Origin of the sequence: Chitinophaga sp. (genome assembly GCF_036569125.1) — a bacterium.
GTDB lineage: Bacteria > Bacteroidota > Bacteroidia > Chitinophagales > Chitinophagaceae > Chitinophaga.
The window spans coordinates 1-10,989 of sequence record NZ_DATCRF010000013.1 but is presented as its reverse complement, the minus strand read 5'-3'; the positions used below and the strand labels follow the sequence as shown (position 1 = coordinate 10,989).

General features: G+C 49.9%; 6 protein-coding genes. 2 read left to right on the top strand and 4 right to left on the bottom strand.

All coding sequences use genetic code 11. From position 1 onward, the window contains the following. Nucleotides 1-824, top strand: an 824-nt coding sequence (locus VIM87_RS00520) for an RsmB/NOP family class I SAM-dependent RNA methyltransferase (RefSeq protein WP_331995071.1), incomplete at its 5' end; no start/stop codon positions are given. Nucleotides 825-910: 86 nt separating this feature from the next. Here VIM87_RS00520 and VIM87_RS00515 read toward each other — a convergent pair. From VIM87_RS00515 to mnmA, 4 genes are all read right to left on the bottom strand, one after another. Beyond that, nucleotides 911-2,596 carry a S8 family serine peptidase gene (locus VIM87_RS00515; RefSeq protein ID WP_331995070.1) on the bottom strand — a complete coding sequence of 562 codons (1,686 nt, stop codon included), beginning with the start codon at nt 2,594-2,596 and terminating at the stop codon, nt 911-913. 116 nt (nt 2,597-2,712) lie between these two features. Further along, a complete protein-coding gene (locus VIM87_RS00510) occupies nt 2,713-4,353 on the bottom strand; it encodes a glycosyl hydrolase family 18 protein (RefSeq protein ID WP_331995069.1) in 1,641 nt (546 codons plus the stop codon). 92 nt (nt 4,354-4,445) lie between these two features. Further along, nucleotides 4,446-7,664 carry a glycosyl hydrolase family 18 protein gene (locus tag VIM87_RS00505; RefSeq protein WP_331995068.1) on the bottom strand — a complete coding sequence of 1,073 codons (3,219 nt, stop codon included), beginning with the start codon at nt 7,662-7,664 and terminating at the stop codon, nt 4,446-4,448. Between the two features lie 579 nt (nt 7,665-8,243). Beyond that, on the bottom strand, nt 8,244-9,338 hold the full coding sequence (gene mnmA, locus VIM87_RS00500) for a tRNA 2-thiouridine(34) synthase MnmA (RefSeq protein ID WP_331995067.1): 1,095 nt from the start codon (nt 9,336-9,338) through the stop codon (nt 8,244-8,246). Between the two features lie 277 nt (nt 9,339-9,615). Between mnmA and VIM87_RS00495 the strand changes: the two genes are divergently transcribed. Then, on the top strand, nt 9,616-10,989 hold a 1,374-nt coding region (locus VIM87_RS00495), incomplete at its 3' end, for a tagaturonate reductase (protein WP_331995066.1).

Genomic DNA, 10,989 nt, shown 5'->3' with positions numbered 1-10,989 from the left:
CCAATGATATTTTCCCTTTTACGGCATCGCTTTCAGAAGGCGTAGATGCGGCGGCTTTTGCCAACGCCTATTTTGTGCAGCCCCGTTTATTCATCCGCGTACGGAAAAACAAGCAGGAGGCTATTACTGCATTACTGCAGGAGGCCGGTATAACAGGGGAGTGGCTGGCAGAGGATATGCTGGCATTACCCAACGGCACTAACATAGAAACCCTTATTAGAAATAAAGAGTGGTACGAGATCCAGGATGCCTCATCCCAGCAAACCGGCCAGCTGCTTACGCCTAAACCCGGGCAGCGCTGGTGGGATGCCTGTGCTGCCAGCGGCGGAAAATCTTTATTGCTGATGGATAAGGAGCCGCGCGTGCAGCTTACGGTGAGTGATGTGCGCGTATCCATCCTGCAAAACCTGCATGAGCGGTTTTACACTGCAGGCATTAAGAATTATGAAACCAAAGCGCTGGACCTTACCCTACCAGTGCCCCCGCAAACCCTTGACTACGGATCGTTTGATGGTATTATACTGGATGCGCCCTGCACCGGTTCCGGTACCTGGGGCCGCAGTCCGGAGCACCTGTACTTTTTTGAAGAGGCACGCATCAATACCTTTCATAACTTACAAAAACGTATAGCCGAAAACGTTGTACCGCTGTTGAAAAAAGGCGGCTCGTTAATCTATATTACCTGCTCTGCCTTTAAGCAGGAGAATGAAGCGGTGGTAAAACATATTTGTGAGCATACCGGCCTGCAATGGCGCGATGGCGGTATTATTACCGGTTATAACATTGGCGCGGATACTATGTTTGCGGCGAAATTGGTGAAATAATGTGCTAATGTGCTGATATGCTAATGTGCCGGTGGATGTGGGGAAATGTGCGGATGTGCAAATATGCAGATGTGCAGATGATGGAATTACTGTTTTATCAGCTTTATTACTTCTTTGTTATTTCCCTGTATAAATCTCAGGTAGTACATACCTACAGGTAATTTATCCAATCCTGTTTGCGTGGTAAAGTAGCCGTAATTGCTTACAGCAGGCAGCTGCCAGCTACGGGTAAGCCGCCCCGCAGCATCTATCAGCTGCAGGTAAATAGGCTGTTGTGAGGCAGTGGATTGATAATAGATGCTTAGCTGACTGGTAAACGGATTGGGAAATACTTTGATCATGCGATTGGCCAGCTGCTCACGGATAAAAGCGGTATCACCTGCTTCCCGTTTCAATAAGGTATCATACGCTGCATGAAAGTTGGGAATGCCGTATCCCATGCGGTTATCCCGGGCCGGGTATTGGCTGGAGCATGCTTTTACCGCCTGCACAATTTCCAGGTTGCTACGCCGGGGAAAAGCCTGCCATAAACAGGTTACCAGGCCGGCCAGCACGGGGCAGGCATAAGAAGTGCCGTTGCCACCCGTAATAGTTCCATCGGTGGTTACCAGCGCAGTGCCTACTCCCATTGCGGCTACATCGGGTTTTATACGTCCATCAGCAGTGGGGCCATAACTGCTGAAATTAGCTACCTGTCCCTGGCTGGTTACCGCGCCTACGGTTAGCACACTGTCTGCATCCGCAGGGGCCAGCAGGTATTTCCAGGAGGTCTCTCCTTCATTACCGGCTGAATTTACCACGATCATGCCTTTGCGTACCGCCCGTGCAGCGGCTTGTGTAATAGCCAGGCTGTGGCCGTCCAGCTGCGCATAGGTATGATCATACTGCGGATCATCAAACGTATTATATCCCAGGGAGGAGGAGATCACATCCACACCTAAGCTATCTGCCAGCTCCACACCGGCGGCCCAGTTGCTTTCCTCTATGGGCTGTTCGGCGCCGGCTTCCTCTGTGCGTAACAGCACATAAGCGGCTTCGGGTGCCGTACCGGTTATTTCGCCGGGCAGGTTAGCTGCCAGTATAGAAAGGCAATGTGTGCCATGATCACTATAATCATATACATCCGCCGTACCATCTGTAAAGTTGCGGGTATAGGTAATTTTCTGGTTATTACGCAGCCAGGTAAAAGCGCGGTTATTGTTTACGGAAGGGAAGCCTCCATCCAGCACCGCTATCAGCATGCCATTCCCTTTCAGGTTCTTATTATGCAGGTATTCTCCTTCATGTAAATGAATTTGCGTATAGGCGCTGCCGTAGTCAATATCTGTAGTACCCATTATGCGGGCGGTACTAACGCTATCCCGCTTGCGCCGCTCGCCCGGGGCCGACAGCCGGTTGGCGCTTTTTACCAGCGTTCTTACAAAGGGCAGCTGCTGTATTTTTAACAGGGCATCATCATCATTGGTGGCAATAACCGCCTGGTTGGTCCAGCGTAAGGTATAGCGCAATTGTACATTGCCGGCTTGCAGTACCGCATTCACATAATCCGCGTTCACCGGCAGGTCGGTACTGTCTATGGCAATTTGCCGGCGGCTGCGGCGCTCAATGGCGCGGGTGGATAAATATGCTGCAGGCGCATTCAGCTGGTAAGGGGTGCCATTTTTGTCTGTAAAAGCAATTAGGTAGCGGGGTGTTTGTGCCCGGGCAGGTATACCGGCCAGCAGCAGGCATAGGGGAAAAAGAAGGGAAACGGATAAGGAAAATGTTTTCACAAAGGGCCGGGCATTTATGTGAAATTAGGCGTTCCGGCTGAGATTTCCATGGAGCTGCAGGCATAAAAAAGGCCGGGCAAAAATACCCGGCCTGTGTTTCCTACGTGTATGCTTTTTTATTGAATGATGATCTTTTTGGTGTACGTATGCTTACCGTTGGTGATAGTCATGATGTATAAGCCACTGGCAATGTTGCCGGTGGGGATGCTGAGCACACCGGCGCTGGCCTTGTGATAGGCCACTACCCGTTTGTTCACATCAACCAGCTGCACCTGTACTGGTTTGCTGGCATCATACTGTTCTACCTTCACGGTAAAGGTGCTGCCTTTTACTACCGGGTTGGGATATACGACGGCATTACCCGTTTTAGCGCTTTCCGCTTCTTGGGTGGTAAGTTCAGCGATAGCTGTTTTGGCAGCTGCGTCTACTATGCCATAGGTAAAGTTTTCCCAGCCCTGTGCAGTGGCCCTGTTACAGGTCATGGCCTGGGTACCGTTCTCCGAAGAAACAAACAAACCATTGTTGCCTCGCAGGGAAATAGTGCCATCTGCATTCGCGATCCACTCAAACTGTTCCCAGCCATCCGCAGCATCGCGGTTGCAGTTCATAGGGGCCGCGCCATTTTCAGAAGAAACAAATTTACCCTGGTTGCTCAGCGTAATTTTACCGTTGCCGGCATCGCCTACCAGGAACTGTTCCCAACCCTGTACAGTAGGCCGGTTACAGTTCATGGGCTCTTCGCCGTTCTCAGAGCTTACATACTGGCCGTTAAAGCCTTTCAGCCAGATGGTTTTGCCAATGGGCGCTGTGTTGGTGGGGGGCGGTGGCGTGCTGGTATCACCGCTTCTTTGTGCCACTACTTCATGAATGGCCGATACCAGGGAAGTGGCGCCTGCACCGTCTGTAGAAAGGTCCCACATCATAATTCCGCCGCCCCTGTCATAGGCGAGGTTAGTTTTCTTCTTAATAGTGGGTATACCGTTATATCCTATGTTACCAAATACATCAGCATTGGGGCTGGCTCCTCTCGAAAGCAGTTCGTTGTAACCTATCCAGCCGGGCCGGCCAAAAAAGGGCACGCCCAGCACTGCCTTGTCCTTAGGCAGGCCGCGGCCTAACCAGTAGTTCATACAGGAAACGGCCAGGTCGTAGGTGGAATGTTGAAAATCATTATCGTCATATGCCATTATGGCTAAGTAATCTGTAATAGGAAAAAGGCCGTTCACAAACATGGAACCGCCTTCGCCAATTACGGCAGCAGTCAGCAGCTTACCTTTTGGGTGCAGCGCATTATACAGGTCCTGCATCAGCAGCAGGAAGTTCTGCGGCTCATTGGTACCGCTGGGATATTCCCAGTCAATGTCCACACCATCCAGGTTGTACTGGTTTACAAAATTCATCATGTTGCTCACGAAAGTGGCGCGTATAGCGGCGCTGGGCGCAATGGTGCGGAAGCCCACGTCACCGCCGCCGCCACCTACAGAGATGATCACCTTAACGCCTTTGGCGTGTGCAGCGCTCACCAGGCTTTGCAGCTTGGATGGATTTTCAATGGGCTGGTAGCTGCCGGAAGCAGTAGGGATCAGGAAGGCGTAATTAACATGCGTAAGCTTCGTGAATTGTACATCGCTTACGTTGCCGCCCCAGGTGGGCAAGTAGCCTACTACTTTAAATGATGATTGTGAAAAGGCCTGCCAGGATGTAGCAAGCAGCAGGAATAACAGCAGGACTGTTTTATTCCATAGGTTTTTTTTCATAAGATGTAGGTTAAATTAAGAGATCGTAAAGCTCGCAATACTGTATAAACAACACTGCCGGTCTTTTACCGGCAGTGTTTGTTTTAGTTGTGTTATTGAATGATCACTTTTTTGGTATAGGTGTTCTTACCGTTGGTGATGGTCATAATATAGAACCCGCTGGCTACATTGCCGGTGGGGATGCTGAGCATACCGGTATTAGCCTTTTGATAGGATACTACCTTTTTGTTCACATCTATCAGCACTACCTGTACAGGTTTGCTGGCATCGTACTGATCAACCTTTACCGTAAAGGTGCTGCCCTTTACTACCGGGTTCGGATATACGAGCGCGCTGCCTGCTTTAGTAGTGGATACTTCTTCTTTAGGAGCAACGGCAGTTGCAGCAATAGCTGTTCTGGCAGCTGCGCCTACAATACCGTAGTTAAAGGCTTCCCAGCCCTGTATAGTAGTACGGGTGCAGGTCATAGCCTGTGTGCCGTTCTCGGAAGATACATACAGCCCATTATTGCCGCGCAGGGAAATAGTGCCATCAGCATTTACGATCCAGTCAAATTTTTCCCAATCCTGCGCAGTGGTTCTGCTGCAGGTAATGGCCTGTTCTCCGTTCTCGGAGGAAACAAATTTGCCCTGGTTGCTCAGCGTAATTTTACCATTACCGCCATGGCCTACCAGGAACTGCTCCCAGCCCTGTACTGTAGGTCTGTTACAGTTCATAGGCTCTTCGCCGTTCTCTGAGCTTACGTATTGACCGTTAAAGCCTTGCAGCCAGATGGTTTGGCCAATAGGTGCGGTTGCGGGCGGGGGAGGATTGGTGCCGCTTCTTTCCAATACTACCTGGTTAATGGCAGTTACCAGTGAGTTAGGATTGGTAGGCGCAACATCCTGTGACAGCTCCCACATCATAACACCGCCGCCATTGTCAAATGCCAGGTTGGTTTTACGTTTAATGGTGGGGATACCGTTGTAGTAGTTACCGTTAAATACATCGGCATTAGGACTGGCGCCGTTAGCCAGCAGGGTGTTATAACCATCCCAGCTGGGGCGTGCGTAAAAGGGCAGGCCCAGTATGGCCTTTTCTTTGGCCAGGCCGCGGCCTCTCCAGTAGTTCAGTGATTGTACTGCGTAATCGTAAGTAGAGTGATCCGCATTATTAGCATCATATGCCATAATGGTCAGGAAGTCCACTACGGAAAATACGCCGTTTACAATGCTGCTGCCGCCTACAGCTACTACCGCAGCAGTAAGCAGCTTACCACGGTTATGCATTTCAGTGGAAAGCTGTGTCATTAATGCCAGGTAGTTATTGGCAGAGGCGCCATTGTCAGGATATTCCCAGTCAATGTCCACACCATCCAGGCCATACTGGTTTACGAAAGCGATCATGTTGTTTACAAAAGTGGTGCGGGTGCTGCTGTTGGCAGCCAGTGCTTCAAAACCACCGTCGTTGCCGTTATTCCAGCCACCAACAGAGATCATTACTTTCACGCCTTTAGCATGTGCATTGCTCACCAGGCTTTGCAGCTTGCCCGGATTTTCAATAGGCTGCAGGGTACCGTTGGTATTCGGCAGCAGGAAGGCATAGTTGATATGCGTTAGCTTGCTGTACTGAACAGACTGCGGATCAACGTTGCCGGCCCAGGAAGGCATGTAGCCTACTACTTTAAAGTTGTTGGCAACTGCTGCTGCGGCCATAGCTGCAGCGCTTACCTCACCCCAGCTGAAGGCTTCCCAGCCCTGTATGTTAGTGCGGGTACAGGTCATAGCCTGTGTGCCATTTTCAGAAGAGATATACAGCCCATTACTGCCGCGCAGGGAAATAGTGCCATCGGCATTTACGATCCAGTCAAATTTTTCCCAATCCTGTGCAGTGGCCCTGTTGCAGGTAATGGCCTGTTCTCCGTTCTCAGAAGAAACAAATTTGCCCTGGTTGCTCAGCGTAATTTTACCATTACCGCCATCGCCTACCAGGAACTGTTCCCAGCCCTGTACAGTAGGCCTGTTGCAGTTCATAGCCTGTGTGCCGTTCTCGGAGCTTACATACTGGCCATTGAAACCTTTCAGCCAGATGGTTTTACCAATTGGGCCGGTTGATGCTGGCGGCTGTACGCCGGGTGCTACGGCTGCAATGGTGCCATTGTTCTTTACACAATTGGCAAACTTAATGTTGTTCAACACTGCTGCCATATTGCCGGCGCCATCCATCAGGTAGGGCGGGTTAATGTGCATTAAGGCAGCATTTTCCTGGGTGTCAAAACGTTTGTACGTCCAGTGGCACCAGCCAATACCTTTTGAGTTCAGCGCGCGAATGTTTTCGCTTAACCAGTTGTTGTCATTTTCGCCGGTTTCGCCTACCCAAACAGGTACCTGGTTGGTGTTGCGGAAGTTTACCATGTTGGCGATCAGGTTGATCTGGTTCACATCGCCATTGGTTTCCGTAGTGGAGTTAGTGATCCAGTAACGGTGGGCGTTGTACACCAGGTTGGAGCGGTTGGAGAATGTAAAGGGCTCCATGTAATTGTAGTTGTTGCCCCATCCGTTCCCTTCGATCATAAGCAGGTGATCATCGCCCTGTGCGCGGATAGCATTGATCAGGCGCTCGAACAGGTCATGGATCGTGCGGTTGTCCGGTACGTTGTTCGGCTCATTGATCAAATCATAAAAAGCCACGCCGTTGTTGTTGATGTAACGGGTGGAGAGGCGCTGCCACAGGCGAACGGTCATGTCCTTGTAGATCTGTTTGTTCCACAGGTCATTGCCCACCAGGGCATCGGAAATGTTGGCGTCTGTACCTTGTGCGCCGGGCGCGGCGTGCAGGTCCAGGATCACGTACATGTTGTTGGCCGCGGTCCATTTCAGCAGGCTGTCTGTGAGGCGGAACCCTTCCAGGTTAGCATCATTAAACAGCTGGTTGCTGTTGTACCAGGAGGTCAGGTTGCTCACATACGTGTTGTAATTGCCTGAATTGCGGGCCACGCTGTTGCGTACCGCGCGCTGGGCGCTGGTGAGGAACAGGTCATAGTGTAGCGGCAGCCGCACGCAGTTGAATCCCTGGGAGGCCAGGTAATCAATGTCTGCCTTGGTAATGAAATTGTTACGCCAGCTCTGGTAGAAGGCTTCTACCTGCGCATCGGTCTGGCCCTGGTCATACAATCTTTTTTTGATGGACCATTGGGTGCCACCACCGGAAAATGAAGGTTTGATCATGTAACCTTCCTGAAGCATCCATCCACCAAGGCCTACGCCTTTGAGGATCACTTCCTGATTACTTTCATTGATGATACGTGTGCCGCTTTGGCGGAGTCTTGACAATTGTTGCGCAAACGTTTGCATGCTCAGGCAGAGAGCTAGCAGTAGAACGGAACAATACAGGTACAGGTACGGTGCACGGCGTGGAAGTCCGTGCCGTCGCGTAGAACGGGTTCTCATAGACGGTTCTTTTGTTTTTGGTTATAAATTCAATAAAGGTTTATGCTCCCGCAGATGTCTGCGGGACGGTAATAGTCGCACGAGTGCGCGTATAGTACCATCTTATCTAGCTAAAAAGTGGAAAAAAGCAAAAAAAGGCAGGAAAAAAGCGGCAAAACCGGATGAATATCAGAGGGAATAGGGGTACTAAACACAAAAAATCATAAACCGGCGAAAGAGGTTTATAGCAACCGTCAAAAGACTTTATGAACGGGGTAAATGTGAAACCTTAAACCAGGTGAGGCGAGCATTAAAAGACTTTATGAACGAAATAAAAAGGGAAATGCCGCGATCATAAGCCTGTAGCTAATATCGCGGCATTTCCCTTTTACATTTATGATCTATCCCGTTCATAAAGTCTTTTAAATCGTCTCTATGAACCTCCTCCGTTGGTTTGAAATTTACATTCTCTTTGATCGATGATTACAGGCGCTGAATGATCCCTCCGCCAATTACATCATCCCCTTCATAGAACACGGCGGACTGCCCGGGGGCAATGCCTTTCACCTGTTCGTAAAAGCGAACGCCGATCTGCCCGTTATCTGTGTGATACAGGTTGCTCAGGGCGCCTTTATCCTTATAACGGATCTTGGTAGTGGCTTCCAGCCCTTCGGGGATATGGTCGTATTTAACCATGTTAATGCCGGCTACCCGCATTTCGCTCCGCTGCAGGTCCTCTTCCTCACCCAGCACCACGGTATTGGTTTCCGGGATAATGCTGGTTACATATATGGGGCGGCCAAGGGCAATATCCAGCCCTTTACGCTGGCCAATGGTGTAAAAGGGATAACCCTTATGCTGGCCTACAATAGTGCCGTCCTTCAGCACAAAATTGCCGCCATTCACCTGTTCTTCCAGCCCATCTATCCGGCGTTTCAGGAAACCGCGGTAGTCATTGTCCGGTACAAAGCAGATCTCGTAGCTCTCTGCTTTTTTTGCCAGCTCAGGGTAGCCAAAGTCAAATGCCATCTGGCGGATCTCCGTTTTACGGTACTTACCCAATGGCAGCAGGGTACGTGCCAGCACATCCTGCTGCAGGCCCCATAACACGTAGCTCTGGTCCTTCAGATCGTCAATGCCTTTGCTAAGCACGTAACGGTCGTTATGCTGCCGTATTTGCCCATAATGGCCGGTGGCTATGAATGCGCAGTCCATGGCATCGGCTCTTTTCAGAAGCGCCCGCCATTTAATATGGGTATTGCAAAGCACGCAGGGATTAGGGGTGCGGCCTGCCAGGTATTCGTCTACAAAATTGTTGATCACAAAATCCCCGAACTCATCCCGGATATCCAGCACAAAATGCGGGAAACCATGGTGTACGGCGGCTGCGCGGGCATCGTTAAAAGAATCCAGGTTACAGCAGCCGGTCTCCTTTTTACTGGCGCCGGAAGATGCATAATCCCAGGTCTTCATCGTAATGCCGATCACTTCATATCCTTGCTCGTGCAGCATCAGCGCGGTAACCGTACTATCGATACCGCCGCTCATGGCCACCAGCACTTTGCCGTTTCTGCTCATAGTAGTTCGTGTAAGGCTGCAAAGTTAAAGAAAATCCTGCCATTGGCGGGCAGCAGGTTATTGATAGTAATGATAGGGGCATAGAGAGTATGCGGAACGCTGAATGCGTAACGCTTAACGCTGATTAACAATTGAATAACAGCTGAACCAATCCCCAGCCATCAGCGTTAAGCATTCGGCATTCAGCGTTCCGCGCCTTTCACATTTTTTATTATAAAATCTTAAAAGGGAAGCCTATATTTAGCGGGTAAAGTATTAAATATTATAAATTAGTTCCATGTTGCCTGTATTAAATAGCGAATATGTGTTAAGCCGGCCTGATCTCCACATCTCAAAGGAGTATTTTAACTACCCCGAAAAAGTGCTGCAGTTTGGTACCGGTGTGTTGTTAAGAGGGTTGGTAGATTACCTGATAGACAAAGCCAATAAACAAGGCCTTTTCAAAGGCAGGGTAGTGGTGGTGAAATCTACGGATGGCCCTACCACAGAATTTTCTTCCCAGGATAATTTGTACACCACACATATCAAAGGCGTAGCGCAGGGCGAAAAAATTAACCGCACCCTTATAAACGCTTCTATTAGCCGTGTTTTGCAATCGAATGCAGATTGGGCGCAGGTATTGGAAACAGTACACCAGCCTGAATTGCAGGTGATTATTTCCAATACTACGGAAGTAGGGATCCAGTATGTGGCAGAGAATATTTCCGATGGTGTGCCGGCCTCTTTTCCCGGTAAATTGCTGGCGGTGCTGTGGGAGCGTTTCCAGTATTTTCAGGGCAGCGCAGACAAGGGTTTTGTGATCGTACCTACAGAGCTGGTGGTAGATAACGGGCGTTTATTACAGGAGATCGTATTACAGCTGGCCGCCTTTAACCAGCTGCCGGCAGCATTCACAGAATGGATAAAGAACAGCAACAATTTCTGTAATTCACTGGTTGACCGTATTGTGCCAGGCAAACCCAAAGACCTGGAAACACTGCAGGAGAAAGCCGGTTATACAGATAGCTTGTGGATTGATGCAGAGCCTTTCCTGCTATGGGCTATAGAAGGCGATGCGCATATTAAGCAGCGGCTTTCTTTTCATGAAGCAGATGCGCGCATGCTTATCGCACCCAGCATTACACCCTACCGGGAGCAGAAATTACGTATCTTAAACGGCAGCCATACCATTTCGGTACCGCTGGCATTTCTGGGTGGATTGAACACGGTGTACGAGTGTATGGAGCATTCCTATATGCACAGCTTTTTCCGTACAGTAGTGATGGAGGAAATACTGCCTACCATACAGGATATTTGTCCGCATGCCGATAACTTTGCGCAGGATGTGCTGGACCGGTTTGCGAATCCCAATATTGCACATAAGCTCATTAGCATTACATTCCAGGAAAGCTCCAAAATGAATGCCCGTAATGTGCGCACGCTGCTGCGTTATTATGAGCGCAAGCACACATTGCCGCCGGCCATGTGTTTGGGTTTTGCCGCCATGCTGCTGTTCCTGCGCCCGGTGAAGGAAGAAGGCGGTAAGTTCTTTGGCGCCCGCGGCACAGAACAATATGTGATCACAGATGATAACGCCGCTGTTTTTGCCGGTTACTGGAAAGAGGTGAAAACCGCTGACAGCGCAGCTGTTACCCAGCTTGTACAACAAATA

Bases quoted from the DNA above. Each gene is read 5' to 3' on its own strand.
- VIM87_RS00510 (WP_331995069.1), bottom strand. From the start codon at position 4,353: ATGAAAAAAAACCTATGGAATAAAACAGTCCTGCTGTTATTCCTGCTG.
- mnmA (WP_331995067.1), bottom strand. From the start codon at position 9,338: ATGAGCAGAAACGGCAAAGTGCTGGTGGCCATGAGCGGCGGTATCGAT.